The organism is Nocardia sp. NPDC056100 (assembly GCF_042266325.1).
In the GTDB taxonomy this organism is placed as follows: domain Bacteria; phylum Actinomycetota; class Actinomycetes; order Mycobacteriales; family Mycobacteriaceae; genus Nocardia.
Genome location: NZ_JBHJVY010000001.1, coordinates 870,422 through 895,180, shown reverse-complemented (window position 1 = coordinate 895,180; position 24,759 = coordinate 870,422). Strand labels below are relative to the sequence as shown.

Annotated in this window: 26 protein-coding genes; 22 read left to right on the top strand and 4 right to left on the bottom strand. The window is 66.6% G+C overall.

Translation table 11 applies throughout. The features are described 5' to 3' along the window. Positions 1-246 precede the first annotated feature (246 nt). From ACFC0O_RS04230 to ACFC0O_RS04220, 3 genes are all read left to right on the top strand, one after another. Entirely contained in the window at positions 247-2,496 is a 2,250-nt protein-coding gene (locus ACFC0O_RS04230) for a SulP family inorganic anion transporter (protein WP_375953693.1), read from the top strand. A 209-nt stretch (positions 2,497-2,705) separates the two neighbouring features. Next, positions 2,706-4,919, top strand: coding sequence for a SulP family inorganic anion transporter (locus ACFC0O_RS04225; RefSeq protein ID WP_375953691.1), 2,214 nt, complete (start codon positions 2,706-2,708; stop codon positions 4,917-4,919). A gap of 146 nt (positions 4,920-5,065) precedes the next feature. Next, the gene (locus ACFC0O_RS04220; RefSeq protein ID WP_364632171.1) at positions 5,066-5,215 is read left to right on the top strand and encodes a hypothetical protein; all 150 of its coding nucleotides are present in this window, start codon (positions 5,066-5,068) and stop codon (positions 5,213-5,215) included. Here the strand turns inward: ACFC0O_RS04220 and ACFC0O_RS04215 are convergent. Beyond that, on the bottom strand, positions 5,212-5,556 hold the full coding sequence (locus ACFC0O_RS04215) for a hypothetical protein (protein ID WP_375953689.1): 345 nt from the start codon (positions 5,554-5,556) through the stop codon (positions 5,212-5,214). The genes ACFC0O_RS04220 and ACFC0O_RS04215 overlap by 4 nt on opposite strands. A gap of 123 nt (positions 5,557-5,679) precedes the next feature. Then, on the bottom strand, positions 5,680-6,141 hold the full coding sequence (locus ACFC0O_RS04210) for a hypothetical protein (RefSeq protein WP_375953688.1): 462 nt from the start codon (positions 6,139-6,141) through the stop codon (positions 5,680-5,682). 417 nt (positions 6,142-6,558) lie between these two features. Here ACFC0O_RS04210 and ACFC0O_RS04205 point away from each other — a divergent pair, with 417 nt between their 5' ends. From ACFC0O_RS04205 to ACFC0O_RS04125, 17 genes are all read left to right on the top strand, one after another. Further along, entirely contained in the window at positions 6,559-7,299 is a 741-nt protein-coding gene (locus tag ACFC0O_RS04205) for a (2Fe-2S)-binding protein (protein WP_375953686.1), read from the top strand. 112 nt (positions 7,300-7,411) lie between these two features. Next, entirely contained in the window at positions 7,412-9,463 is a 2,052-nt protein-coding gene (gene thrS / locus ACFC0O_RS04200; protein ID WP_375953685.1) for a threonine--tRNA ligase, read from the top strand. A 3-nt stretch (positions 9,464-9,466) separates the two neighbouring features. After that, the gene (locus ACFC0O_RS04195; protein WP_375953684.1) at positions 9,467-10,081 is read left to right on the top strand and encodes an HIT domain-containing protein; all 615 of its coding nucleotides are present in this window, start codon (positions 9,467-9,469) and stop codon (positions 10,079-10,081) included. A 1-nt stretch (position 10,082) separates the two neighbouring features. Beyond that, positions 10,083-10,754, top strand: a complete 672-nt coding sequence (gene pgsA, locus ACFC0O_RS04190) for a phosphatidylinositol phosphate synthase (protein WP_364632185.1) — start codon at positions 10,083-10,085, stop codon at positions 10,752-10,754. Beyond that, the gene (locus ACFC0O_RS04185) at positions 10,751-11,767 is read left to right on the top strand and encodes a phosphatidylinositol mannoside acyltransferase (RefSeq protein ID WP_375953682.1); all 1,017 of its coding nucleotides are present in this window, start codon (positions 10,751-10,753) and stop codon (positions 11,765-11,767) included. Before pgsA ends, ACFC0O_RS04185 begins: the two co-directional genes overlap by 4 nt. After that, positions 11,764-12,888: a glycosyltransferase family 4 protein gene (locus tag ACFC0O_RS04180; RefSeq protein WP_375953680.1), complete on the top strand. Its 1,125-nt coding sequence runs from the start codon at positions 11,764-11,766 to the stop codon at positions 12,886-12,888. Before ACFC0O_RS04185 ends, ACFC0O_RS04180 begins: the two co-directional genes overlap by 4 nt. Then, a complete protein-coding gene (locus tag ACFC0O_RS04175; protein ID WP_375955926.1) occupies positions 12,888-13,916 on the top strand; it encodes an NUDIX hydrolase in 1,029 nt (342 codons plus the stop codon). The genes ACFC0O_RS04180 and ACFC0O_RS04175 overlap by 1 nt, the downstream gene beginning before the upstream one ends. A 454-nt stretch (positions 13,917-14,370) precedes the next feature. Continuing rightward, the gene (locus ACFC0O_RS04170) at positions 14,371-15,039 is read left to right on the top strand and encodes a hypothetical protein (RefSeq protein ID WP_375953678.1); all 669 of its coding nucleotides are present in this window, start codon (positions 14,371-14,373) and stop codon (positions 15,037-15,039) included. Positions 15,040-15,194: 155 nt separating this feature from the next. Continuing rightward, positions 15,195-15,755, top strand: coding sequence for an RNA polymerase sigma factor (locus ACFC0O_RS04165; protein WP_375953676.1), 561 nt, complete (start codon positions 15,195-15,197; stop codon positions 15,753-15,755). Continuing rightward, positions 15,746-16,336: an anti-sigma factor family protein gene (locus tag ACFC0O_RS04160; RefSeq protein WP_375953674.1), complete on the top strand. Its 591-nt coding sequence runs from the start codon at positions 15,746-15,748 to the stop codon at positions 16,334-16,336. Before ACFC0O_RS04165 ends, ACFC0O_RS04160 begins: the two co-directional genes overlap by 10 nt. A 34-nt stretch (positions 16,337-16,370) precedes the next feature. Continuing rightward, the gene (locus tag ACFC0O_RS04155) at positions 16,371-16,742 is read left to right on the top strand and encodes an Asp23/Gls24 family envelope stress response protein (RefSeq protein WP_375953672.1); all 372 of its coding nucleotides are present in this window, start codon (positions 16,371-16,373) and stop codon (positions 16,740-16,742) included. Then, positions 16,739-17,041, top strand: coding sequence for a hypothetical protein (locus ACFC0O_RS04150; protein ID WP_375953670.1), 303 nt, complete (start codon positions 16,739-16,741; stop codon positions 17,039-17,041). Before ACFC0O_RS04155 ends, ACFC0O_RS04150 begins: the two co-directional genes overlap by 4 nt. 44 nt (positions 17,042-17,085) lie before the next feature. After that, the gene (locus ACFC0O_RS04145; RefSeq protein WP_375953668.1) at positions 17,086-17,562 is read left to right on the top strand and encodes an Asp23/Gls24 family envelope stress response protein; all 477 of its coding nucleotides are present in this window, start codon (positions 17,086-17,088) and stop codon (positions 17,560-17,562) included. A 25-nt stretch (positions 17,563-17,587) separates the two neighbouring features. After that, the gene (locus ACFC0O_RS04140) at positions 17,588-17,776 is read left to right on the top strand and encodes a hypothetical protein (protein WP_364632201.1); all 189 of its coding nucleotides are present in this window, start codon (positions 17,588-17,590) and stop codon (positions 17,774-17,776) included. Then, a complete protein-coding gene (locus tag ACFC0O_RS04135; RefSeq protein WP_375953666.1) occupies positions 17,773-18,114 on the top strand; it encodes an Asp23/Gls24 family envelope stress response protein in 342 nt (113 codons plus the stop codon). Before ACFC0O_RS04140 ends, ACFC0O_RS04135 begins: the two co-directional genes overlap by 4 nt. Next, complete coding sequence (locus ACFC0O_RS04130; protein WP_375953664.1) at positions 18,111-18,647, top strand: DUF6286 domain-containing protein; 537 nt, start codon at positions 18,111-18,113, stop codon at positions 18,645-18,647. The genes ACFC0O_RS04135 and ACFC0O_RS04130 overlap by 4 nt, the downstream gene beginning before the upstream one ends. After that, the gene (locus tag ACFC0O_RS04125) at positions 18,648-19,217 is read left to right on the top strand and encodes an alkaline shock response membrane anchor protein AmaP (RefSeq protein ID WP_375953662.1); all 570 of its coding nucleotides are present in this window, start codon (positions 18,648-18,650) and stop codon (positions 19,215-19,217) included. Between the two features lie 199 nt (positions 19,218-19,416). On the opposite strand, the gene ACFC0O_RS04120 is transcribed toward ACFC0O_RS04125, so the two are convergent. After that, positions 19,417-20,682, bottom strand: a complete 1,266-nt coding sequence (locus ACFC0O_RS04120) for a hypothetical protein (protein WP_375953660.1) — start codon at positions 20,680-20,682, stop codon at positions 19,417-19,419. Between the two features lie 141 nt (positions 20,683-20,823). On the opposite strand from ACFC0O_RS04120, the gene ACFC0O_RS04115 reads away from it, so the two are divergent. After that, positions 20,824-22,455 (top strand): hypothetical protein, encoded by a 1,632-nt coding sequence (locus ACFC0O_RS04115; RefSeq protein ID WP_375953658.1) that lies wholly within the window; start codon positions 20,824-20,826, stop codon positions 22,453-22,455. A gap of 313 nt (positions 22,456-22,768) precedes the next feature. Here the strand turns inward: ACFC0O_RS04115 and ACFC0O_RS04110 are convergent, their stop codons facing one another. Beyond that, entirely contained in the window at positions 22,769-23,902 is a 1,134-nt protein-coding gene (locus ACFC0O_RS04110) for an acyl-CoA dehydrogenase family protein (protein ID WP_375953656.1), read from the bottom strand. 78 nt (positions 23,903-23,980) lie between these two features. Here ACFC0O_RS04110 and ACFC0O_RS04105 point away from each other — a divergent pair, with 78 nt between their 5' ends. After that, positions 23,981-24,643 carry a winged helix-turn-helix transcriptional regulator gene (locus ACFC0O_RS04105; protein WP_375953654.1) on the top strand — a complete coding sequence of 221 codons (663 nt, stop codon included), beginning with the start codon at positions 23,981-23,983 and terminating at the stop codon, positions 24,641-24,643. The last annotated feature ends 116 nt before the right edge of the window (positions 24,644-24,759 follow it).

The window sequence follows — 24,759 nt, the reverse complement described above, 5'->3', positions numbered from 1 at the left end:
TTCGGACAGTCGACCAGTCGGTTTGCGCCCAATCGGGCATACGTCCAGCAAGTGGCGCAGGTCACAGTTTGGTAGCGGTTCGCCTCAATTACCGCAAACCCTTTCCAGGTTCTTTAAAGAGTCTTTACGATTACGCCGTTCTGCCTAGCGTCGTGCTGTCACAGCCTCGCCCGTCGCTCGCTCTCGATGCCAGTACATGTTGACCGATGAACCGGGCGGCTCCCGCCGTACCGGCGAAGGAGAAATATGTCCACCGACACCGAACAGCCTCCCCGGACGTCGCTCCCCGGCCTCGCCGAGTTGGTACGCCATGATCTACCAGCCTCTCTGGTGGTGTTCCTGGTCTCGCTACCGCTTTCCATCGGCATCGCCGTCGCCGCCGGAGCACCGGTCGCCGCAGGTCTCATCGCCGCGGTAGTGGGAGGGGTGGTAGCCGGACTCATCGGCGGCTCCACACTGCAGGTCAGCGGCCCGACCGCCAGCCTCACCGTGGTGGTCGCCGAATCGATCAACCAATTCGGCTGGGCCGCCACCTGTTTCATCACCGTGCTGGCCGGACTGCTGCAAATAGTCTTCGGGCTCAGCCGCATCGCACGCGGTGCGCTGGCCATCGCGCCGGTCGTCGTGCACGCCATGCTCGCGGGCATCGGCGTGGTCATCGCGCTACAGCAGGTGCATGTGCTGCTGGGCGGCAATTCGCTCAGTTCCTCCTGGGACAGCCTGGTGGGATTGCCGCAGGAACTGCGCTCGGTGCACGGCGGCGACCTCGCGGTCGGCCTGCTCGTCATCGTGATCCTGGTGGGCTGGAAGCGATTACCCGCGCAACTGCGCGTGGTGCCCGCTCCGCTGGTCGCGGTGGTCGCGGCCACCGGGCTGGCCTTCCTGCTGCCCACCCGCGTCGAGCACATCGTGCTCAACAGCTCACTGCTGGACGAACTTCGGCTGCCGCAGGTGCCGCACGGCAGTTGGGGAGCGGTCGCGCTGATGGCCGTGACCATCGCCCTCATCGCCAGCGTGGAAACCCTGCTCTCGGCCGTGGCGGTGGACCGCATCCGCCAGAACTCCGCGCGCCGAACCGATTTGGATCGCGAACTGATCGGCCAGGGCGCGGCCAATATGGTGTCCGGCATGATCGGCGGCCTGCCGGTGGCGGCGGTCATCGTGCGCAGCATCACCAATGTCAAGGCGGGCGCGCGCGGTAAAGCCTCGACCATGCTGTGCGGCTTATGGATTCTGCTGTTCTCGGTCGCACTGGTCGGGGTGGTGCGCCAGATTCCCAAGGCGGCGCTGGCCGGACTGCTCATCGTGGTCGGCATCCAGCTCATCAAGCTCGCGCATATCCGGCGCGCCCAGCGCACCGGCGATCTGGTGGTCTACGCCGCCACCATCATCGTGGTGGTGTTCTGGAATCTATTGCTGGGCATGGTGGTCGGGCTCGCGCTGGCGTTCGCGCTGCTGCTGTGGCGGGTGGTCCGGATCGCGGTGCACACCACCCAGGTCGACAGCACCCGCTGGCTGGTCACAGTGGACGGCACCTTCACCTTCCTGGCGGTGCCCAAGCTGACGGCCGAGTTGGCCAAGGTGCCCACCGGTGCGGACGTCACCCTGGAGATGAGCGTCGACTTCCTCGATCACGCCGCCTACGACGCGGTGCAGGAATGGGTGCAGGAGCATCGATCCGAGGGCGGCACAGTGCAATTCGTGGAGGTGGGCAGCGTCCGCATGGCGGGCGCGACCGATGGCCCGCCCGCGCGCGGACATTCGCGGCACACCCTCAACGAGGTGCTGGGCCCGTGGCGGCGTACCGGGGCCGAGGTCGATCCCATCGTCGCCGGGGTCGCGGCCTACAACCGCAGTCACGCGCATGTGATGCGCCCGCACCTGGGTGTGCTGGCCGATGGGCAGGAACCGGATTCGCTCTTCGTCACCTGTGCGGATTCGCGCGTGGTGCCGAATGTGATCACCAATAGCGGTCCGGGCGATCTGTTCACCGTCCGCAATATCGGCAATCTGATTCCGGCCGATCGGCAGGACGCGTCCATGGAAGCCGCGCTCATCTACGCACTCGACAAATTGGATGTGCGTTCGGTGGTGGTGTGCGGACATTCGAGTTGCGGCGCCATGGAGGCGCTGTATTCGGAGGCGGTCACCGGATCGGATCTGGACGGCTGGCTCGCCAATGCCCGTCCGAGTCTGGTGCGATACCGGCTCGGGCATCCGGTCGCGGTGGCCGCCGCGGCCGCCGGATTCGGGCCGGTGGATCAGCTCGGCATGGTGAATGTGGCCGTGCAGTTGGAAACCCTCTACGCGCATCCCGTGGTTCGCCGCGGGGTGATCGAGCGGGGCGTGGTGCTCTCGGGTCTGTTCTTCGATATCGCCTCCGCCCGCGTGGTGGAGGTCACGGTGGACGGAATCGCGGAGATCGGGGATCGCAGAGTGGCCGACATCCATGCGGGCGGTCTCCTGCAAACCGTCGGCGCTGGTCGATCGGCGTAGGCGGACAAGCTCCGGGCGTGAATCCGAAAGGGTTCACGCCCGTTTTACATTATGGCCTCGGTTTTCTCAGCTTTTACTAAGTCTTTACTTCTAATCTTGCTACAGCTCGTCCGGTGAGTCTGTGGCCAACGCTGTCCACAGCATCAATTCGATGCCCACAGAACATGTTCGACGCTTTCGGATCGATTCGATCCGGAGAAGGAGCCGAGATGTCTACCGACACCGATTCACCGCCAGGTAGAGCGGACCGCTGGTCCAGCACGCTCCTGCGCCACGATCTACCCGCGTCCATTGTGGTCTTTCTGGTCGCACTACCGCTATCTCTCGGCATCGCCGTCGCCTCCGGCGCCCCGATCGCCGCCGGTCTCATCGCCGCAGTGGTCGGCGGCGTGGTGGTCGGCCTGGTCGGCGGATCCGTCTTGCAGGTGAGCGGCCCCGCCGCCGGTCTCACCGTGGTGGTCGCCGAGACCATCAACCAATTCGGCTGGAAGGTCGCGTGTTTCATCACCGTCGCGGCCGGACTCCTGCAGATCCTGTTCGGACTCAGCCGCATTGCCCGCGCCGCGCTGGCCATCGCACCGGTGGTGGTGCACGCCATGCTCGCCGGCATCGGCGTGACCATCGCGCTGCAACAGCTGCATGTGCTGCTCGGAGGGGCGTCGCACAGCACCGCGTGGAAGAACCTGGTCGAACTTCCCAATGAACTGCTGAACCTGCACGGCGACGACTTCTTCATCGGCGCCGTGGTCATCGCGATCATGCTGAGCTGGAAGTACGTGCCCGGGAAACTGCGCGCGCTGCCCGGACCGCTGGTCGCCATCGTCATCGCCACCGGGCTGTCCATGGTGGTGCCCGGCAATGTGGAACGAATCGTGTTGAGCGGCTCGCTGTTCGACGCCATCGGACTGCCGGAGATGCCGTCCGGCGGCTGGGGCGCGGTCGCGCTCGCCGCGTTGACCATCGCCCTCATCGCCAGTGTGGAATCGCTGCTGTCCGCGGTCGCCGTGGACAAGATGCACACCGGTCCGCGCACCAATTTCGACCGCGAGCTGATGGCGCAGGGTGCGGCCAATATGACCTCCGGCCTGCTCGGCGGTCTGCCGGTCACCGGTGTCATCGTGCGCAGTGCCACCAATGTGCAGGCCGGTGCGCGCAGTCGCGCCTCGGCGTTCCTGCACGGCATCTGGATTCTGGTGTTCTCCGTCGCGCTCGTCGGGGTGGTGCAGCAGATTCCGAAGTCGGCGCTGGCCGGTCTGCTCATCGTGATCGGCATTCAGCTGGTGAAGCTGGCCCATATTCGCCTGGCCCGGCGCACCGGAGATCTGCTGGTCTACGTGGTGACCGTGCTCGCGGTGGTCTTCCTGAACCTGCTCGAGGGCGTGCTCATCGGCCTGCTGCTGGCATTCGCGCTGCTGCTGTGGCGGGTGGTCCGGGTGAACGTCTCGGCCGATCCGGTGATCGGCACCGATCGCTGGATGGTCAGCATCGACGGCACCTGCACCTTCCTGGCGCTGCCGAAGCTCTCGGCGCAATTGGCGAAGGTGCCCGAGGGCTCCACCGTGCTGGTGGAGATGAGCGTCGACTTCCTCGACCACGCCGCCTACGAGGCCATTCACGACTGGGCCTCACAGCATGAGAACACCGGCGGCCGAGTGGAGTTCGTGGAACTCGGCTCCGCGCCGATGGCCGACGCGCTCACCGGTCCGCCGGTGCGCGGACGGTCCAAGGGGCTGCTCGACGAGGTGCTGCGGCCGTGGCGCGAGGGTGAGGGCAATCCCATCACCACCGGCGTCCGGGCCTTCCACCGCCGCAACGCGCACGTGGTTCGCCCGCACCTGGACGAACTGCGCGACGGACAGAATCCGCACTCGCTCTTCCTGACCTGTGCCGATTCCCGCGTCGTGCCGAACCTGATCACCAATACCGGTCCGGGTGACCTGTTCACCATCCGCAATGTCGGAAACCTGGTGCCGCCCAACGGCCGGGACTCCTCGGTCGAAGCCGCGCTGTCCTTCGCACTGGAGGAGCTGGAAGTGGATCACGTTGTGGTGTGCGGACATTCGTCCTGCGGTGCGATGAAGGCATTGCTGGGCGGGATCCCGGAAGGTCCGGGCCTCGGCGACTGGCTCGCCAATGCCGGATCCAGCGTGGATCGCTGGCATCGCGGCCATTCGGTCGGCCAGGCCGCCGCGGCCGCGGGCTTCGGCCCCGCCGATCAGCTGGCCATGGTGAATGTGGCGGTGCAGCTCGAGACGCTGCGCAACCATCCGGTGGTCCGAGATGCCATGCTGCGCCGCGGTGTCGCCGTCTCGGGGCTGTTCTTCGACATCGGCACCGCCCGGGTCATCCAGATCACCGCCAACGGCCTATCGGAGATCAGCGACCCCGACCTATCGGTCCTGGCCGCGTCCTCGATGAGCTGATCTGACACCCGCACTGTCGGCGATTGCGGCACCATTCGGCCCTAGAACTGCCGTAGTGCTGTCCGTACCCTGCCCTTGCTCGGATTAGGCTGGGACGCAGTGTAATTGCCTCATCTACCCTGGAATCCCCGCCAGGGAGCAAGCAGATGAAGCGGTTTCTTTTCTTCCTCATGACGATCGTCGCGGCCGCGTCGACCTACGATTACGCGAAGGCGGCGAACCCCTATCCCGTCATCATCATCGCGGGTGTGGTCGCGGCGCTCTATCTGGCCGAGAAGGTGATCCGCCAGCTCTAGTGGTTCACGAACGCCAAACACACGGTGCCATTGGCGGTTTCGTCGAATGAGCGCACCCCGCCCAATGCCGAATTGCTCATCGGCGGGCATTTCGAGGACTCGCCGATGCCCACGATCGCGGTGACCCGATACAGGGCGCGCTCATCCGAACACGGCACGACATCCTTACCCGCCACACAATCGCCGATCCTGGCCGCGGCGATATCGATCCGGGGCTTGTCCGGGGACAAGCGCAGCGAAACCAGGGTCACCGCGGTGGCGGCCAGGGCGATTCCGGCCAATATGAGCGTCCATCGCATCCACGGCCGCAGGCCCGCTCGCGTCGTATCCCCTCGATTCACGCGAGGAAGCGTAGACCGAAAGCTCCCGTAGCGCGTGCTCGGCCGATTGGCATATCTCGCCGTCTTACCGGCGAGATATGCTGCGGCTCAGTACTTTCGGACTAGGTTGGCCTGACTCGGTTTTCAGCAGGCCACTTCGGTAACCCGGGCGCCGTAGCGGGTTTCCGCCGCGCGCACCGCGGCCGAAATCGCCACCAGCGGCGGCACCCAGCGCGCCTCATCGGGTCCGATGCCCCATTCGGCCGCGCCACCGGACATCGGCAGCGGCACCGTCGCACCCTCGGTGTGGACGATCGCGCCGGATGCCCGCAGCGCCTCGATCGCCTTGGCCGCCTTACCCGCACCCACGACGAGATGAATCTCCCGCCGCTGCGCCCCGCGCACCTCGATGACCGGTCCGGACAGATTGTTCGCCCGCAGGAACCTGCGCACTCCGGCCGCCAGCGGCCCGGTGAGTTCAACAGCCGCGATCCGCTCATCGGTCACCAACCGGAGTCCCCCCGACGTCTCATCGACGTTCCAGCCGCGGTCGCGGTACTCCCGCACAACCTCCGACGAAACTCCCGAGACAGCGATCGAAACCATTGCGGGCACGGTGTTCTCCTCTTCACCAGGTGGATCGAGTTCACGCGGCAAACCTCCGCGACCACCACTTTCACGCCGAACCCTGAGACCCGGATCCGTTGAGCCTGTGAGCTTCCTGCGTAAGCGTGGCCGCCGTCCGCACCAAAAATTCTGCGCGCGAACGTCGTTGTATACATCGCTCGTTGGTCGCCTTTCGTATCAACCTCGAGGAGGATCCGGCATGTTCCCGATCACAGGAGATCTAGGGGGAGACCCTTAGCGGGAGTCAGTGAATCCGTGGCGGCGGGAGTGGCGGCGCGCCTGCGGAAGCGGGTGCGGGGGTACACATAGGGTTGAGCCCGTCCGCGGGAGCCTCGGTCGCGCCGCAGTGACATCCTGGTTGGTGAGCCCCTTCGGTGGCGGCTGGATCGGAGTCCAATGGAAATGGTTGCGCAGCCTCCTGTTCGGATCAATGTGGTGCCCGGAGCGCGACTGCTGGATCGGCAGTGGCTCGGGGAGCGGATATCCGATATGGGGATTTCCTGGGGGACCGGGGATTCCCGGGTGTCCGGGACGCTGTGGTGGTGCATGGTGGCGTCCTCGCTGGTGGACCCGATCGTGAGCGCGCAGGCCGCCGGGCTGCCGGTGATGGATCCGGCGCTCGCGAGCATCGGGCTGGAGATGCGGCCGGACGGGGGAGTCGAGCGGGTGCTGGCCATGTGCGAGCTGGGTCCCTCGGACGGGTCGGGGGTGGGCGCGGACGATCCCGATGAGCCCGCGAAGGGTACCGGCGACCCGATCATGTTGGGCGTCGGCGGCGACCCGATTCAGGTGGAACCAGTGGGGCATGCACTGCGGCATACCTTGTCCGCGGTGATTCCCGTGGTGGCCGAGGTGTCCGGTGCCGGGGTGGCGGCGCTGTGGGCGATCGTGGCCGACGCCATCGGTAATCGCGCGCTCGACGCGGGCGCGCAGGAAGTGGGATCGGCGCTGGCCAGGGAGGTTTCCGGACGGCTTCCGGTACCCCGGTTCAGTGATATCGGCGGGCGCACTTTTGTGCGCCGCATCTCGTGCTGCCTGGTGTTCGAGGCCCCCGGCTGCGAGATGTGCACGAGCTGCCCGAAACGTCCTGCGGCACAGCGCGAGGCACTGCTGGAGGAGTTGGCCGCCCGAGGCTGACACCCCGGCACCAGGTCCATCGGCACGCGGTCACAGGCGTGCCGATAGCATGGACCGGCCAGACATCGCGGGGGTTTCCCGCGCTTACGACAATGCCAAGGAGTGCACAGCCGTGACCACCACAGCCCCGAAGAGCCCAGTCGCCCTCGTCCGGGTGTCGGCCGGGACTACGGCGGGTGCCGCGGTGCGCGAGGCCGACCTGCCGAGCAAGGGACCCGACGCGGTCATCGTCGTCAAGGACGGCGAGGGCAATCTCAAGGATCTGTCCTGGATTCCGGAGACCGACGTCGAGGTCGAGGCCGTCACCGCCGATTCCGAGGACGGGCGCAGCGTGATCCGGCATTCGGCCGCGCATGTGCTGGCCCAGGCCGTGCAGCAGGAGTTCCCGGGCGCCAAGCTCGGCATCGGCCCGTTCATCAAGGACGGCTTCTACTACGACTTCCAGGTCGAGCGCCCCTTCACCCCCGAGGATCTCACCAAGCTGGAATCCCGGATGAAGAAGATCATCAAAGGCGCGCAGCGCTTTTCGCGCCGCGTCACCGATATCGAGGCCGCCCGCGTCGAACTCGCGAACGAGCCGTTCAAGCTGGAACTGATCAACGACAAGTCGGGCATCGACGATCCGGAGGTCATGGAGGTCGGCGGTAAAGAGCTGACCATCTACGACAACCTGGACCCGCGCACCGGCGAGAAGCTGTGGGGCGACCTCTGCCGCGGCCCGCACCTGCCCACCACCAAGTACATTCCCGCGTTCAAGCTGACCCGCAGCTCGGCCGCGTACTGGCGCGGTGATCAGAGCCGCGAGGATCTGCAGCGCATCTACGGCACCGCCTGGGAATCGCAGGAAGCCCAGGACCAGTACCTGCACCTGCTCGAAGAGGCCGAGAAGCGCGATCACCGCAAGCTCGGCCTGGAGCTGGACCTGTTCTCCTTCCCGGATGAGCTGGGCTCGGGTCTGCCGGTGTTCCACCCCAAGGGCGGCATCATCCGCAAGGAGCTCGAGGACTACTCGCGCCGCCGCCACACCGCCGCGGGCTATGAATTCGTCAACACCCCGCACGTGACCAAGGGCCACCTCTTCGAGGTGTCCGGCCACCTGGACTGGTACCGCGAGGGCATGTTCCCGGCCATGCACCTGGACGCCGAACTGAACGATGACGGCACCGTGCGCAAGCCCGGCCAGGACTACTACGTCAAGCCGATGAACTGCCCGATGCACAATCTGATCTTCCGGGCGCGCGGGCGCTCCTACCGCGAATTGCCGTTGCGGCTCTTCGAATTCGGCTCGGTCTACCGCTACGAGAAGTCCGGCGTCGTACACGGCCTCACTCGCGTCCGCGGTATGACCCAGGACGACGCGCACATCTACTGCACCAAGGAGCAGATGCACGCGGAGCTCACCACCACGCTCCAGTTCGTGCTGTCGCTGCTGCGCGATTACGGCCTCGACGACTTCTATCTCGAGCTCTCCACCAAGGATCCGAAGAAGTTCGTCGGCTCGGATGAGCTGTGGGAGGAAGCCACCGAAACCCTGCGCAAGGTGGCCACCGATTCCGGTCTGGACCTGGTGCCGGATCCGGGCGGCGCGGCCTTCTACGGCCCGAAGATCTCCGTGCAGGCCAAGGACGCGCTCGGCCGCACCTGGCAGATGTCCACCATCCAGCTCGACTTCAACCTGCCCGAGCGTTTCGAACTCGAGTACACCGGCGCGGACGGCGCCAAGCACCGCCCGGTCATGATCCACCGCGCGCTGTTCGGTTCCATCGAGCGCTTCTTCGGTGTGCTCACCGAGCATTACGCGGGTGCGTTCCCGGCCTGGCTCGCGCCGGTGCAGGTGGTCGGCATTCCGGTCGCCGACGCCTTCGCCGAACACCTGGACGGGGTCATCGAATCGCTGCGCGATCACGGTGTGCGCGCCGAGGTCGACCGCAGCGATGACCGCATGCAGAAGAAGATCTTCAACCACACCGCGCAGAAGGTCCCCTTCATGCTGCTGGCCGGCGCCAAGGATGTGGAGGCGGGCGCGGTCAGCTTCCGTTTCCGCGACGGCACCCAGGTGAACGGCGTCCCGGTCGCCGAGGCGGTGGCGGCGGTGGTCGAGTGGATCGCGCACCGCGAGAACGACTCTCCGACCGCTGAGCGTTTCCAGAAGACGAACGGGTAGGGCATGACTGAACGTACGGTGCCCGGCGATCTCACCGAAGATACCGCGGGGCTTGGGGATTCGGGTCCGCAGGCGATCGTCGACTGCGGACCGGGGGAGCCGGATCGATTGCAGCGGCTGTGGACGCCGTACCGGATGTCCTACATCACCGGCGCGACCGAGGAACGAAAGGCGGACGCGCCCAAGAAGACCGGGCACCCCTTCACCGATATCCCCGAGATGGCGGATGAGGACGGCCTGGTCATCGCGCGCGGTGAATGGGTGTACGCGGTACTGAACCTGTACCCGTACAACCCCGGCCACATGATGGTCGTGCCCTACCGCCGCGTGGCGAACCTCGAAGACCTCACCGTCGAGGAGAGCACCGAACTGATGGCCTTCACCCAGCAGGCGATTCGCGTGATGAAGCGCGTCTCGCGGCCGGAGGGCTTCAATGTCGGACTGAATCTCGGTGGCGTTGCCGGAGGTTCACTCGCCGATCACCTGCACCAACATATCGTGCCCCGCTGGAGTGGCGACGCCAACTTCATTACCGTCGTCGGCGGAGTGAAGGTGATGCCACAACTGCTGCGGGAGACCCGGGCATTGCTGGCTGGTGCATGGAAGGAATCCGAATAGCGTGCTGAGCTTCTTCGGTCGCGAAACGTTCGCCAAAGCGACTGCGCCCCTGGGCAAAGCACTGGTGAGCACCGGACTGACACCGGACGCGATGACGCTCATCGGCACCACCGCCTCGATCGCGGCCGCCGTGACGCTGTTCCCGTCGGGTCACCTGTTCTGGGGCACCATGGTGATCTGGCTGTTCGTCATGTTCGACATGCTGGACGGCGCCATGGCGCGCGCCCGCGGCGGCGGCACCAGATACGGTGCGGTACTGGACGCCACCTGTGACCGGGTGGCGGACGGCGCGATCTTCGGCGGGCTGGCCTGGTGGGCGGTCTACCACGAGAATTCCAAGATCCTGTTCGCCGCGACCCTGGTGGTGCTGGTGACCTCGCAGGTCATCTCGTACGCCAAGGCGCGCGCGGAGGCCAGCGGGCTCTCCGCCGACGGCGGCATCATCGAGCGTCCAGACCGCCTGGTCATCGGACTCGTCGGCGCCGGATTCACCGGTATCGGCGGCTATTTCGAGATCGAATGGCTGAGTTACGCGGTGTACGCGGCCATGTACATCCTCGCGGTGCTGAGCATCATCACCGTATTCCAGCGCGTGCTGGCCGTGCGCAATTCGCCCGGCGCGCGCGAGATCATCCCCACTGTGCCGAAAGCGCCGGAGGAACCCCAGCGGTGAGCAGCGATTTCACGTCCGCGATGACCGATAAGGCGTACGCGGCCGGGTGGGCGCTGGTGCGCGGACTCCCGGAGGGTATGGCGCGCAAGGGATTCGACGCCGGAGCCGATGCCGCCGCGCGCAAGGCGAATCGTAAGTCGCGGGCGGGAGAGCCGAATCAGTTGCGGCACAACCTCGCCCGGGTGATCGGCGCGACACCCGACGCGGTGCCCGACGATCTGGTGCGCGCGAGCATGCGGTCCTACGCCCGCTACTGGCGCGAGGCGTTCCGCCTGCCCGGTATGGATCACGCCGAAATGGTGCGCTCGGGCAGGCTTTTCGTCAATGAGGTCGAACACCTCGAAGCCGCCCTGGCCGCCGGTCGCGGTGCGGTGCTCGCCCTGCCTCATTCGGGCAACTGGGATATGGCCGGGGTGTGGCTGGTGCAGAACCACGGTACCTTCGCCACCGTCGCCGAACGGCTGCAACCGGAATCGCTGTACGAGCGCTTCGTCGAATACCGCGAGAGCCTGGGCTTCGAGGTCTTCCCGCTCACCGGCGGTGAACAGCCGCCGTTCCCGCAGCTCGCGGACCGGCTGCGGAACAACCGGGTGGTCTGCCTGATGGGTGAACGCGATCTCACCGGCAAGGGCGTACCCGTCGATTTCTTCGGCGAGCGCACCTGGATGCCCGCCGGCGCGGCGAAACTGGCCATCGAGACCGGTGCGGCGCTCATCCCCGTGCACTGCTGGAACACCGTCGACGCGCAGGGCCGCGAAGGCTGGGGTTTCAAGACCGAAGCGCCCCTCGATGTTTCGGGCGGCGCGGCGGCGGCCACCCAGTTACTCGCCGATCGTTTCGCCGCCAATATCGCCGCCCATCCGCAGGACTGGCACATGTTGCAGCCGCTGTGGGAGAGTGATTTGTCGCAGTCGCGACTCGATCGCATCGCCGCGGTACAGCAGCAGTTGGGGAATCAGCAGCCCGGGGTGAAGCAGAACGCCGACGGGCACAGGGGAGACGGCGCGCTATGAGAATCGGCATGGTCTGCCCGTATTCGTTCGACGTTCCGGGCGGGGTGCAGGCGCATGTGGTCGAACTCGCGCAGGTGCTCATCGAGCGCGGGCACAAGGTGAGCGTGCTCGCGCCCGCCGCCGATGACACCCCGCTGCCCGAGTATGTGGTGTCCGCCGGTCGCGCGGTCGCCATCCCGTACAACGGTTCGGTCGCCCGGCTCTCCTTCGGCCCCACCGCCTACACCCGGATTCGCCGCTGGATCGCCGAGAACGACTTCGACGTCCTGCACATTCACGAGCCGAACGCGCCCAGCCTGTCCATGCTGGCGTTGAAGATCGCCGAGGGGCCGATCGTGGCCACCTTCCACACCTCGACCACGAAATCGCTGGTGCTCAGTACTTTTCAGGGCGTGCTGCGGCCGTACCACGAGAAGATCAGCGGCCGGATCGCGGTCTCGGAGCTGGCCCGGCGCTGGCAGGTCGAGGCGCTCGGTGGTGACGCCGTCGAAATTCCCAATGGCGTGGACGTTCCCGCCTTCGCGCACGCTCCGCTGCTGGACGGCTATCCGCGCGCGGGCGGCACGGTGCTGTTCCTGGGCCGCTACGACGAACCGCGCAAGGGCATGGACGTACTGCTGGGCGCGCTGCCGGAACTCGTGCGCCGCCACCCGAATATCGAAGTGCTGATCGTGGGTCGCGGCGATGAGGAGCGATTGCGCCGCGAAGCCGGTGAAAATGCCTCGCACCTGCGCTTTCTCGGACAGGTCTCGGATCAGGAGAAGGCGTCGGCCATGCGCAGCGCCGATGTCTACTGCGCGCCCAACCTCGGTGGCGAGAGCTTCGGCATCGTGCTGGTGGAGGCGATGGCCGCCGGAACCGCCGTGGTCGCCAGCGATCTGGACGCCTTCCGCAGGGTGCTGCGCGATGGCACCGCGGGCATGCTGGTCCCGGTCGGGGATTCGGATCTGCTCGCCGAGGCCCTCGATAACGTGCTCACCGACGCCGGACGCCGCGAGGAACTCATCCGCACCGCGAATCAGGTTGTCGGCGAATACGACTGGCCGGTCGTCGCCGAACAGATCCTGCGCGTCTACGAGACCGTCACCGTCGGCGATATGCGCGTGCGGACCGCCGGATGATCACTTTCTCCGCCACCACGATTCTGGTTCTCGCCTTAATCGCGGCCATTGTCATCACCATTGGCGTCTGGGCCTACACCACCGCCAATCGCCTGGACCGCCTGCACGTGCGTACCGACCAGGCCCGGCACGCCCTGGACGCGGCGCTGGCCCGGCGCGCGGTGGTGGCGCGTTCGGTGTCCGCACTGCTCGGCCCGGACCAGACCGAACAGGCGCGACGACTGGCAGCCCTCGCGGGCCGCGCCGAGCGCGCGGACTGGCAGGACCGCGAACCCATTGAAAACCAGCTGGCCGCAGCGCTTTCCGCAATCGATATCGATCAGCTGCCACCGCAGATCGTGGCCGAGCTGGCCGATGCCGAGGCCCGCGTGCTGATCGCGCGCCGCTTCCACAATGACGCCGTGCGCGACACCCTCGCGCTGCGCACCCGCCGCCTGGTGCGCATCCTGCACCTGGGCGGCACCGCGCCGCTGCCGACGTATTTCGAGATCGCCGAACGGGTAACCGCCGCAGCCTCAACCGGGCTGGAAGTCGATACGGTCCGGACGTCGGCGCGAGTTGTATTGCTGGACGAAGAGAATCGCGTATTGCTGCTGCGCGGTCACGATCCGAAAGTCCCGGACGTGGAATTCTGGTTCACCATCGGCGGCGGCGTCGATCCCGGGGAATCATTGCGCGAAGCCGCTATCCGCGAGCTATACGAAGAAACGGGTTATCCCGCAGACTCTTCCGCATTGCGCGGACCGCTGTGGCGACGGGTGGCGGTGTTTCCATTCAATGGCGAGCTGATTCGCTCGGAAGAGTTGTTCTTCGCGCTGCGGGCAAAGAACTTCGAACCCAATCCGGCGAAACTCGATTTCATCGAGCGGCGTTCCATCACCGGTAATAAATGGTGCACCCCCGCGGATATCGCGGCCATCGACGCGGCGGGCGAGACCGTGTATCCGTATCACCTGGATCAGCTGCTCAGTGAGGCGATCAGCGCCGCAGACGGCGATGTCGATCCGGAAGTCCGCTCCATTCGCTGAATTATCTCCGAAAACGCCGAACGCCACCGTGGATAACCGGGGTTATCCGTGGTGGCGATCGGTCCATGTGTCAGGGGTGTCGATTGTCCTCGAGCCCCTTGCGGGTCTCTGATTCAGATCAGGATACCCAGTCCAGCGAGGAATCCGGCTACAGCGAGAGCAGCGCCGACGCCGAATGCGCCGATGAGTCCGAGCAACATGATTTCTTTCCTTTCGTCTTCCGCTGGATTGCGGATACTCGGTTAATCTCACGCAAACCCGGATGTGTTTCACGAATTTCTGCGAAAAATACAAATAGGTGTTTGACCGGCCCGATGTGAACGGCATCACACCCCGGAATGGGATCCGAACCCGCGCGGGTCCGCTGGATGGGACGGGTGTGCCGAAACGGACGGCTGGAACAGGCCCGTCGAGCTACCGTGAGCCGGTCAATGTGAGCGGTGAAGGACTCGGAATGAAGTTGATGTACGCCCTCTGGGGCGCGGATCTGGACGAGCGGCTGCACGCCGCCGAGCTACGGCATCGGCTGGCCGATATCGGCGCCACCGAATTCCAGATCAATGTGCGTGATTCCGATGTGGCCGCGGCACAGGTCAAGCACAGCACCTACGAACAACCCATCGACGCGATCGTGAGCGTGCGCACCCGGGGCGGGCATGAACCCGTCACCGCCGCACTGGGTTCGGTGGCTGATGAGGTGAACGGCTGGACCGTCGATGAGCGCACTCCGATCATTCCGCCCAAGGTCGGCAATGGTGAGCGCACCGACGCCCTGGCCAATTTCGCCCTGCTGCGCATTCCGGACGAGCTGACCCGGGGCGAATGGCTGCACCGCTGGCATGATCTGCACACCCCGGTCGCCATCGACACCCAGGACACCTTCGGATACGTGCAGAACACCGTGCTCGAGCCGATCACCCCGGGTAAGCGGGTCGACGCCCTCGTCGAGGAACTTTTCCCCATGGCCGCCATGACGAGTGCGCACGCCTTCTACGGCGCGGGCGATGACGATGCCGAACTGCAACGCCGTGTCACCCTCATGATGGAGAGCGTCGTGCGTTTCGGCGCGCATCAGAACCTGGATCTGGTCCCGACCAGCCGGTACGTGTACGCCCTGGGCTGAGTGCCCACCCCTGCGCCACCTCAGCGCATCCGGACACTCCGGACAGTCGATTCGTCACGCGGCAACCATTGAGACAACCATCACTCATACTGCTTCGTGACGATCTCCGTCCTCGTGTGTCTAACCATTGGAAGCGATGAGGAGGTGCTGGGACCATGCCGGACGCGGCGCTCACAGGTGTGTCCGACGATGCCACCCTGGCCGCACGCGTTCGTGACGGCGATATTCGCGCCTTCGAACAGCTAGTTCTCCGCTACGAGGGAGCCATGTTCCGACTGGCCTCGCGAATGCTGGCGGACCGCTCCGAGGCGCAGGACATCGTGCAGGAGGTCTTCCTGACCGCCTGGCGGCGCATCGCCCAACTCCAGGACGATGCCGCCTTCTCGGGCTGGCTCTACCGCATGACCACCAATCGCTGCCTGAATCTGCTGCGCTCGCGGCAACTTCCGGTCGACGCCGATCCCGATGCCGCCGAATCCCCGCGCGTCGAGACCCGTCCCGAACACGCGGCGCAGGTCAACGGCCAATTGGAGGCGTTGACCGCGGCCCTGGGGGAGCTCACCCCCGAACAACGAGCGTGCTGGCTGTTGCGCGAGGTGCACGGCCGCTCATACGAGGAAATCGGCGAGATCGTCGGCGCGAACGCCACCGCGGTACGCGGTCGCATCGCGCGGGCCCGAGCCCAACTGGCGGAGGTGATGCAGCCATGGCGGTGACAGATATCGATACCGAACCGGACTATCTGCTGCCCTGCGGCCGGGCATTGGACAGCGTGTGGGATCGGCTCGACACCGTGCAGAACGGTGGCGGCGACGCCCACGAGGCGAGTTGTGCGCACTGCCGGACCGCGCGCGAGAGCCTGCTCGGATTGCGCACCGCGACCCGGGAGCTGATCGACGAACCCGATCCGCCGCCAGCGGATCTGGTGGAGCGCATCATGTCCGCGGTCCGCGCGGAACGGCGGCGCGGACAGGTGCTCGGCCTGGCCACCCCGCACCGGGGCACGGTCGCGGTGAGCGAACAGGCCGTCGCGGTGGTGCTGCGTTTCGCCGCCGACAGCGTGGCCGGGGTGCGGGCGCGACGCGTACGCCTGCGCCCCGTCGGGGTCGGACCCGACGGTGAGACGGTCGTGCACATCTCCATGACCATCGCGGTCGAGGTGAACGGCGAAGGCGTACAGGGTCTGGTGCCGCAGGTGCGCGAACGCGTCACCGCCGCCGCATCGGCCCGCACGGGCCTGCTGGTCGGGCGGCTCGATATCGCGATCGTCGACGTCTATCAGGAAGGCGGCCGATGAGCCTGGGCCGCACCGATTTCCAGTGGGAGGGTCGATGAGTTCCCGGCGTGCGGAACTGGTGGTGGCGGATCCGGTGGTGGCCGGTGTGGCCGTACGGGCCGCGATCGAGGTGCCCGGGGTGGTGCGCGTCGAACACGGACTGCGCGGGCTGGTCGCCGCGTTCAACCGGGCCGGAAAGCAGCTGTGGACCGGGTATGAGCTCGCCTCGACGAAAGGTGTTCGCGTGCACCGCAATGGCGGAGTACTGGCCGTCGAGTTGGAGCTGGCGATCGCGGCCGGACAGCATGCCGGGGCGATCGGGGCCGAGGTGCAGCACGCGGTGATGCGGACCGTGCGCGCGCAGACCGGGGTGCGCGTCGACGAGGTGTCGGTGACCATCATCGATATCGAACCGGAGGCCCGATGAAGCCGCCCGCGGAGCTGATCGACAAGATCGCCGAAGTGCTCTCGGCGCTCGACGGCCTGGAACCCGAACCCTCGATCACCGGCGGCCTGCCCTGGCCGGGCCGGAACACGGCCATCGACATCGTCGCCGGAATCATCGAAATCCGGGTGGTGGCAACGGCTTTACCGCTGCCCGCACTACTCGACCGACTGTCCGAGGCGGTGCGCCCGCTACTGGCCGATACCGCCTGGGCCGATGCCACCATCCGCATGGTGGTCACCCACCTCGCCGCGAGCGCCTTCGAGGACGCGGCCCCCTGAGTTCCCGTTTGATCCGTTTCAGCACAAGCGAATTGGAGGCAGGCATGACTACGACCGCAACCGATAAGAGCAAGAGCGAAACACCGGCCGACACCGGCAGAAAGACCGCGCCGGGGACCAAGAGCGAGCTACACAGCGATCAGGGCAGCACCACCATCGCCGATATCGTGGTGCAGAAGGTGGCCGGTCTGGCCGCCCGCAATGTGCGCGGCGTGCACGATCTGGGCGGCGGCACCGCGCGTGCGTTCGGTGCGATTCGCGATCGCATTCCCGGCGCATCCGCCAGTGTGGGACAGGGTGTTTCGGTCGAGGTGGGGGAGACCCAGGCCGCGGTCGATCTGGAGATCGTCGTCGAATACGGCGTCGCCATCGCCGAATTGGCGCGGTCGATCCGCCGCAGCGTGATCGCCGCCATCGAGCAGATGACCGGACTCGAAGTGGTCGAGGTCAATATCAATGTCAACGATGTCTACATCCCCGAGGACGACGACGCTTCCGCCGCCGCCACCCGCGTCCAATAGTGCCCGCCTCGTTGAGGAGTCGCAGATGAACGCCACATCGATATGCCTGGCCGTCGGTATCGCGCTCGGATTCGCCGCGGCCTTCGGCGGTCTCGGCGCGTTCGCCATCGTGCTGGTGTTCGCCGGGCTCGGACTACTGGCCGGGCGCTGGCTCGACGGTGAGATAGATCTGTCCGGATTGCTGCGCTCGGTCCGGGACCGGGGCCGGCGATGACCGAGGCCGTCGTGCAGGAGCCCGCGGGCCGGACGACGGTGAGTGATCGTGCTGTACAGCGCATTGCCGCGCGCGCCGCACAGGAGGTCGACGGGGTGCGGGGTCAGGTCACGGTCGATGCCCGGGTGACCGGTGATTCCGCGGTGCTGTCGGTGCGCCTGGCCGTCCGGTATCCATTGCCGGTGGCCCGGATCGCGGAACAGTGCCGGGACCATCTGATCCGGCGCACCGCCGAACTGGCCGGGCTGGCGGTGACGGGACTCGATATCTCCATCTCGGAGATGGTGGTCGAATCGCATTCCACGGCAGCCGATTCCGCGGTTGCGAGGGTGCGATGACGCGCCTGCCGCGCCGGGTGATCCCGGCCGTGCTGCTGGCGCTGACCCTACTCACCGTGTGCGTCATCGCGGTGATCTCACTGTCCGAACGCCTGCTCGGCCGCACGGAATTGGTGTCCTACGACGCGATGGCGCGGCGACTGCGCGCCACCCATTGGAATGATGCCCTGGTGCTGGGCACGGGTATCGCGATCGCCGCGGCGGGACTGGTACTGCTGCTGGTCGCCGTGCTGCCCGGACGCCCCGTGGTGGTGCCGCTCGAAGAACTCGACGGTATCCCCGCCGGGATTTCCCGCCGGGGCCTGCGCGCCGCACTGCGCCGCGAAGCCGGTTCGGTACACGGCGTGGAATCGGCCCGGGTCAGCATGGGCGGTAAGCGGATTCAGGTCTCGGCGGCGACCGGCCGGGCCGAGACCGCCGGGCTGGACGGTGCCATGCGCGATGCCGTGACCGGAGCCCTGGACCGAATCGCACCGGCGTCGCGCGCACCGGTGCGGACCCGACTGCGATCGCACCGGCCTAAGGAGCGATAGATGACCGAACTCAATCGTCCCGCCCGCCTGAACCGGGCGGTGCTCGCCCTGGCGGGTTTGGCGCTACTGGCCGCGGGCGGATACGCGATCGCCGCGAATCGCGGTGGAATCGGCTGGGTCGACGCGGACGGTGCGCTTGTCCCGGGCACCGGCGCACCGCCGGACTGGGTATTGCTGGCCATCGTGCTGGGCGCGGTGGCGCTGGGCGTGCTGTGCCTGCGCTGGTTGCTCGCCCAGGTCTTCCGCCTGCCCCGCGCGGTGGAATGGGAACTGTCGCACGGGAATTCCGCCGGGGCGACGCTGCTGGCGTCCTCGGTCGCGGCCGATGCGATAGCCGCCGACATCGAACGCTATTCCGAGGTTCGCGAGGTCTCGGCCGTGCTGTCCGGGCCGGGCAGCGCCCCCGATCTGCATCTCATCGTCACCGCCGAACCCGGTGCGGATCTCACCGCGCTGCGTCGCCGCATCTTCGGTGAGGCCGTCCCGCGCCTGCGTGAAGCGCTCGAGGTCGAGATCATTCCGGTCAGCATGGAACTGCGTTTCGCCGAAAAGCCCGCGCGCACACGCTGATTCATCAGGTGTGCGCGCGGGCCTCGAGGCGATACGATTGTGCGCCGGAGAATCACTGCGACTGTGCCAGTGACCCGCAAGTACGACTTCATCTGCGACACGCAGTCCGACTGCGGCTCAGATTGACGCCACGACTGATGCCACGACGAACATTACGACTTTCGATACGACGTTAACGCTGCTCGGCTGCGACCGCGCCTCAGCCGAAGGACGAACTGCGCACCGGCCCCGGTGAATTGAGCCTGGTGCGCGGGCCGCGCAACCAGGTGTCCCGGGTCGCGGCAATGAACGCGGTGAAATCGCCAACCGAGTCCGGCGGGGTTTCACCGTCGCCGGTGTCGGGCGTTCCCTCCGCCCGCACGATCTCCGCCGCGAGTTCATCCTCGGATCGGGTGTCCGGCTCGGCCGTCGCGCCGTCGATGCGCAAGCCGGGCGACCACGGATCGTTGATCCGTTGCACCAGCAGTCCGGTGATATCCGCGCTGACGGCGGGCGGGCGGGTCCAGCAGGTGGCGTGCTCGAACAGGATCTGGCCATCCGCGCGCTCATCGAGTGTGCGGACCAGATCGTGGTCCAGTTCGCTCAGGTCGTAGGCCACCACCAGGGTGTCGGTGGCGCCGGGCGTGTACGGCAGGGTGGGCAGGCCGAGCAGCTGCGCCGCGGCCAGGCCGAGAACGCGATCGGTGCGACCCGGCAGCAGCGACACCGATCGCGGCTCCCGCCCGGTGGCCGACAGGGTCAGCGCCAGTCGGTTCAGGCTGTATCGGCACAGGTCCGGACCATCGCCGAGATAGGCCCAGCGCCCGGTCATTCCGGCGGTGAAACCGTACGGCGACAGGGTGCCGAGGTATCCGCCCGTCAGGGTGAAATGCCAGCCGCGTAGATCGGTCCAGTCCAACGGGGTGACGGTCCGGGCGCTATCGGAGCGTTCGAGCATGCGCGCCACGCGGTCGCGGGCGAACAGCCACCGCTCATCCTCCGGCGGCGGCAGCGTCGCGAATTCCGCACGGGCACGGTCGAGATCACCGGACAGGATGGCGTTGTAGATCAGCAGATAGCGATCCGGCCAGGGTCGCAGCGTCGCCTCGTGCGCCAGCAGCGTCTCGACGGCCTCATGGTGCCGGTATTCATCCTCGAACGCGGTCACGAGTTCATTGAGCGCGAGCGTGGACTCCGGATCTAGTCGCAATGCCTCGCGCAGCACCGGAATGGCCAGGAACGAGATACCGCGTTCGATGCATTCGTAGCCGAAAGTGGTGAGCGCCTTCGCATCCGAGGGCTGTTCGAGTGTCGCCTCGGCGGCCGCGGCCAAATCCTCGAAGTCGACGGCGCGGGCGAGCGGGGCCGCGATGGCGGCGAGGTCGTGCGGCGGTGTGTGATCCGCGATCGGGCGCAGGGCGCGCACCGTCCCCGGCACATCGCCTTCCGCGAGTAGCTGCCGGGCCTGTTCCAATTCTTCAATCATCGTGGTCGATCTTGGGTCGTCCCGCCGTCGCGGGCAAACCGATTTTTCCGGATCGAGGACTCGGATATCCGCTGGGGGCCGGAGGCGACCGGGCGCTATGGTCGGGTCCAGCTATTCGCACGAGGGGGCGAAACCACCGCTATGACAACGCAAGTCGCAGGACCCGCCGAAGTGCCCGCCGACGACCGGTACGACGAGTTTCTCGCCGCCGTACAGGCGCGCTTCCAAGCGCTCGTCGCCGAGCCCGCGGAATTGTTCACCGTCGATACCGAGGGGTTGTTCGAGGTCTTCCTCGGCGCGTTTCCGCCGGAGCTGGCGGCGGTGAATACCTGCGGCACCTGCCGGGCTTTCCTGCGCCGCTACGGCGGATTGGTGATCGTGGGCGCGGACGGCAAGGCGACATCCGCGCTGTGGTCGCCGGCGGGCATACCCCCGCACTACGCGAAAGCAGCTGCCGCACTGGCTGATCGAGTCGAACACGCTCCGATCGTCTCGCTCTTCCGTTCCGAGGCGACGAACTGGGGATATGCCGAGCACGGCGGGTGGACGCATCTCGCTCTGACCCCATCCGCGCATATGGTGCACGTCCGCACGCCGTTGCGGACGACCTCGCAGTACATCGCCGCCAAGAACGCGGACTCCGAGACCCTGCGGCGCGCCCTCGGCGAATTCCCCGAGTCCGTGGTGAAGCAGGCCGTGGCGCTATTGCGCACCGAACAGCTCTATCGCTCGGACGCCATTCTCGGTGTCGCCACCTGGCTGCTGGAATTGCACCGCACGCTCGGCGCGATACGCGGTCGCGGTGATGCCGCACAGGCGCAGCGCGACAACCTCATCCGACTCGCGGCCGCCACCGCACCGGCCGGATACTGTCATATCAAAAGCGGCATGATCGGCACCCTGCTCACCGATCTCGCCGAGGGTCTGCCCTTCGACAGCGTGCAACGTCGTTTCGCCGAGAAGATGCATCCGCTGCAATACCGCCGCCCCACGGCCGCGCCGACCGAGGCCATGATCGCCCGCGCCGAGCAGGTCATCGGCGAATTGCGCGCGGCCGGAGCCCTGGAGCGCCGCTTCGCGAAACTCGCCGACGTGCAACCGCTTTGGCGACCTGCCCGGTCCGGCGATGCGGCGCGGACGCGTCCCGAGGGCGTCTTCTCCCACCTCGTTCCGGCGGCGAAGCGCGATGGCGCAACCGATCTCGATTCCGCACCGGTCGTCATGACATGGGAGAAGTTCGCGCGCACCGTACTTCCCGGCGCGGAGCGCATCGACTATCAGGTGCCGGAGGCCGCCACCAGTTACGGCGCGATGGTGACCGCCGCGAATCCCGAAGCGCCGCCGATCATTCAGTGGGATCGCACCGACCGGCGCAACCCGGTGACCTGGTACGTCTACGTCAATGGTTCCGCGCCCACGCGGTGGGGACTGCGCCCGGGTGAATTCCGTGCGGTGACGGCGGTCGTCCCGCATCCGGCGAATTGGTACGAGGCCGATCGCACCGGCCGCGAACAGGCGGTGCTGTTCGCCTTGGCCGATGCGACCGATACCGGATACACCGGTGGCGCGGGTTTCTTCCCCGAGTACCTGCGCGCCGAACTGCACGAGATCCGCAAGACCCTGGAAGCGCACACCACCGGCGCGGTGGTGGCGGGCCGGGATGAGGCGCAGGTGTGCGGTCTGATCCTGTCCAAGGGCGGGTCCGGCGGACACTGTTTCCGGGTCACCGCGGACGGAATCCGCACCCGCTACACCATCGATCGCTGGGACTGACGGGCTGGCGGCCGCAACTGGCCTGCTGCGGAACGGCTTCCGGAATTTCCCCCGAATCGGTTGCCGGGGGTTTCCGGTCGCGCCCGATGGGCATTCACAGGATCGGGATGTGGCGACCGCGCATCTCGGTTAGGGTCGAGGCGGTTTGCCGGATATGAGATTCGGCGAACCGCGTGTGGAAGGTGATGGATCTCGTGTCTTATCTGCTCTACGACTTTCTGGTGCCGTACGTGGGCGAATCCGCGGCGCAGTATTGGGCCACCATGCTGGTGATCAACCCGCTGGGCACGACCAACCCGTAAAGCGTTTCTCGTCAGGCGCGCGGGGAATGTCCGAGCATCACCTGCCCGGTGAACCGGGTCTGCTTGGCGCGCGGCAGCGGATGGAACAGGCAGCCGTGAATATCGCGGTACCACATCTCCAGCGGGCAGCCGCGCGAATACCCCGCGCCGCCAACGGTTTCGATGGCCAGGCGCACTGTCTGCACGAGTGCGTCGGCGGCCACGGTCTTGCGGCTCAGCGTCTTGGCAGCATGATCATCGGTATTGGCGAAACGCAGATCGTCCGATCCGGTGAACATGGCGTCGATGAGATCCGCGGCCGTGGTGTACGAATTCATCATCTCGCCCGCCAGCTGCACGGTGTGCGCGTCCTCGCGGCCCGCGACCATATCGGTCGCCAATTCCACCGCGCGGTCCGCGATTCCGAGGTAGGCCGCCATTACCAGCGGCATGGCCGCACCGATCACCACATTGAGAATCGGCGGCCATACATCGGCCGGGCGGATCAGCGAGACCGCCGCATCGGGTACGAACACATTCTCGAAGACCACCGTATGTGAGCCGCTGGCGCGCAAACCCATGGTGTCCCAGGTCTTTTCGATGCGCACGCCGTCGGCGGTGAAGGGCACCGCGAAATGCAGCACCTTCGGACCCTCGGGTGCGTCATCCCAGCGGATACTGCTCACCGCGATGGTGCCCGCCTCACAGCCGCTGGCCGGAGCCTTGCGCGCGCTGACCCGGTAACCGCCCTCGACCCGCTCCGCGGTGCCATTGGAGTCGACCCAGTCCGAGGCCCCCGTGCTGACCAGAATCGCCCCGGCCACCACCTTCTCGAACACCGGCCGCGCGTCGATGGCGTGCTTATGCCGCCACACCTGCGCGGCGACCAGATGCGAATGCATGGCGAAGGCGACGGCGGTGGACGGATCATGCCGTCCCAGTTCGCGCAGTATCTCGCCCATCTGGCGGTGGGTGGCCCCGCCGCCGCCGAACTCGGCGGGTACCAGCGCCCGGCTGAGCCCGGAGGTACGCAGCAGATCGTAGGCGGCGGTGGCGAGCTCGCCGGTGCGGTCGCGGGTGCCGACCCCGTCGAGCAGATCCTTGCCTACGGCGGTGGCGGCGGCGATCCAGTCGCGGGTGGTGGTTTCCGGAACAGTCGATGTCATGTTGTCGAAGCTACGAATCTGCGCGATAACCGAATAGTCCAAAAACTGGACCTACCGCCGCCGATAACGAGGTGCACTGTGTCGACGATCGCTCCCGCCGGGTACGGCCAGTACTGTCCGATCTCCCGCGCGCTCGATCTGCTGGGCGAGCGCTGGTCGCTGCTGATCCTGCGCGATTTGCTCACCGGCACTTCACGATTCAATGATCTGGCGCGCGGACTGCCCGGACTCTCCCGCAGTCTGCTGACCCGTCGGCTGCGCCGGTTCGAGCGCGCCGGGCTGGTATCGAAGACCGAGGACGGTCGCTATATCCTCACCGACGCGGGCTATCAGCTCGAACCGATCCTGTTCGGATTGGGCGCGTGGGGTGCGCGCTGGACCTTCGGCGAACCGGAACCGGCGGAACTGGACGCCCAGTTGCTGGTCTGGTGGATGCATACCCGGCTGGACACCTCATCGTTCCCGGGCAAACGCCATGTGCTCGGGGTCCGATTCACCGATGATCCGCATCGCTACTGGATCGTGGTGGAGTCCGGGGTGCCCTCGGTCTGCGATTCCGATCCGGGCTATCCGGTGCATGTGACCATTACTTCCGATGTGAGTTCGCTCTATCAGGTGTGGCTGGGCCGGGTGCCGATTCACCATGCCGTGCGCACCGGCCGCCTGGAGTTCGTGGGCCCATCGGCCCTGACCCGCCGGATGGATTCGGTGCTGCGCCTGTCTCCTGTAGCGGCGCGGTAGCCCGTAAGCTGTGACCCGTCTAACAGGCTTCACCGCAAGCAGTCCAGTCGTGCCCGACTGGCTATGAAGTGGCCTGATCGCGCCGCCTAGAATCGTGGTGTTCCATTCCGATTCGA

What these genes read in the sequence shown, in the direction of transcription:
- ACFC0O_RS04155 (WP_375953672.1), top strand. Translation starts at nt 16,371, where the DNA reads ATGAGTTCCCGGCGTGCGGAACTGGTGGTGGCGGATCCGGTGGTGGCC.
- ACFC0O_RS04120 (WP_375953660.1), bottom strand. Translation starts at nt 20,682, where the DNA reads ATGATTGAAGAATTGGAACAGGCCCGGCAGCTACTCGCGGAAGGCGAT.
- ACFC0O_RS04205 (WP_375953686.1), top strand. Translation starts at nt 6,559, where the DNA reads ATGGAAATGGTTGCGCAGCCTCCTGTTCGGATCAATGTGGTGCCCGGA.
- ACFC0O_RS04170 (WP_375953678.1), top strand. Translation starts at nt 14,371, where the DNA reads ATGAAGTTGATGTACGCCCTCTGGGGCGCGGATCTGGACGAGCGGCTG.
- ACFC0O_RS04130 (WP_375953664.1), top strand. Translation starts at nt 18,111, where the DNA reads ATGACGCGCCTGCCGCGCCGGGTGATCCCGGCCGTGCTGCTGGCGCTG.
- ACFC0O_RS04145 (WP_375953668.1), top strand. Translation starts at nt 17,086, where the DNA reads ATGACTACGACCGCAACCGATAAGAGCAAGAGCGAAACACCGGCCGAC.
- ACFC0O_RS04180 (WP_375953680.1), top strand. Translation starts at nt 11,764, where the DNA reads ATGAGAATCGGCATGGTCTGCCCGTATTCGTTCGACGTTCCGGGCGGG.
- ACFC0O_RS04195 (WP_375953684.1), top strand. Translation starts at nt 9,467, where the DNA reads ATGACTGAACGTACGGTGCCCGGCGATCTCACCGAAGATACCGCGGGG.
- ACFC0O_RS04220 (WP_364632171.1), top strand. Translation starts at nt 5,066, where the DNA reads ATGAAGCGGTTTCTTTTCTTCCTCATGACGATCGTCGCGGCCGCGTCG.
- ACFC0O_RS04135 (WP_375953666.1), top strand. Translation starts at nt 17,773, where the DNA reads ATGACCGAGGCCGTCGTGCAGGAGCCCGCGGGCCGGACGACGGTGAGT.
- ACFC0O_RS04115 (WP_375953658.1), top strand. Translation starts at nt 20,824, where the DNA reads ATGACAACGCAAGTCGCAGGACCCGCCGAAGTGCCCGCCGACGACCGG.
- ACFC0O_RS04230 (WP_375953693.1), top strand. Translation starts at nt 247, where the DNA reads ATGTCCACCGACACCGAACAGCCTCCCCGGACGTCGCTCCCCGGCCTC.
- ACFC0O_RS04165 (WP_375953676.1), top strand. Translation starts at nt 15,195, where the DNA reads ATGCCGGACGCGGCGCTCACAGGTGTGTCCGACGATGCCACCCTGGCC.
- ACFC0O_RS04110 (WP_375953656.1), bottom strand. Translation starts at nt 23,902, where the DNA reads ATGACATCGACTGTTCCGGAAACCACCACCCGCGACTGGATCGCCGCC.
- ACFC0O_RS04125 (WP_375953662.1), top strand. Translation starts at nt 18,648, where the DNA reads ATGACCGAACTCAATCGTCCCGCCCGCCTGAACCGGGCGGTGCTCGCC.
- ACFC0O_RS04140 (WP_364632201.1), top strand. Translation starts at nt 17,588, where the DNA reads ATGAACGCCACATCGATATGCCTGGCCGTCGGTATCGCGCTCGGATTC.
- ACFC0O_RS04150 (WP_375953670.1), top strand. Translation starts at nt 16,739, where the DNA reads ATGAAGCCGCCCGCGGAGCTGATCGACAAGATCGCCGAAGTGCTCTCG.
- ACFC0O_RS04210 (WP_375953688.1), bottom strand. Translation starts at nt 6,141, where the DNA reads ATGGTTTCGATCGCTGTCTCGGGAGTTTCGTCGGAGGTTGTGCGGGAG.
- ACFC0O_RS04160 (WP_375953674.1), top strand. Translation starts at nt 15,746, where the DNA reads ATGGCGGTGACAGATATCGATACCGAACCGGACTATCTGCTGCCCTGC.
- ACFC0O_RS04225 (WP_375953691.1), top strand. Translation starts at nt 2,706, where the DNA reads ATGTCTACCGACACCGATTCACCGCCAGGTAGAGCGGACCGCTGGTCC.